This is a genomic window from Thioclava pacifica DSM 10166, from assembly GCF_000714535.1.
GTDB classification, from domain to species: domain Bacteria; phylum Pseudomonadota; class Alphaproteobacteria; order Rhodobacterales; family Rhodobacteraceae; genus Thioclava; species Thioclava pacifica.
In genome coordinates this window covers 1-590 of record NZ_AUND01000031.1, presented here as the reverse complement: position 1 = coordinate 590, position 590 = coordinate 1, and the positions used below count along the sequence as shown (strand labels likewise).

Annotated in this window: 1 protein-coding gene; it reads right to left on the bottom strand. The window is 63.6% G+C overall.

The window, feature by feature from the left end; all coding sequences use genetic code 11:
- Positions 1-590 (bottom strand): nucleotide sugar dehydrogenase (locus TP2_RS12105; protein WP_038077867.1); only part of this gene is annotated, 590 nt, incomplete at both ends.

Below are 590 nucleotides of genomic sequence, written 5' to 3'. Positions count from 1 at the left end.
TAGAGGATCGGGAATTCGCGCAGGAAAAGCGGGCGGTAGATCTCGCCCATCACCGCCTCGGCCTTCTCGGAGGTGGTGCCGACGACCACGCGGTCGGGGCGCATGAAATCGTCGATCGCGGCGCCTTCGCGCAGGAATTCGGGGTTCGAGGCCACCTCGAACTCGGCATTCGGGTTGGCTTTGCGCATGGTCTGCTTGACCTGACGGTTCGTGCCCACCGGCACGGTCGACTTGGTCACGATCACCGCATAGCCGGTCAGCGCGTTCGCGATCTCCTCGGCGGCGGCCATCACATAGGTCAGATCGGCATGGCCATCACCGCGCCGCGTGGGCGTGCCCACCGCGATGAAGACCGCATCGGCGCCCGCGACGGCAGCTTTGAGATCGGTGGTGAAGCTCAGGCGGCCCGCCTCGACATTCTTGGCCAGCAGCGCATCGAGCCCCGGCTCGTAGATCGGAACCTCGCCCTTCAGCAGCATCTCGATCTTCTCGGGATTCTTGTCCACACACACGACCTCATGGCCGAAATCCGAGAAACATACCCCCGAGACGAGCCCAACATAGCCCGTGCCGATCATCGCGATTTTCAT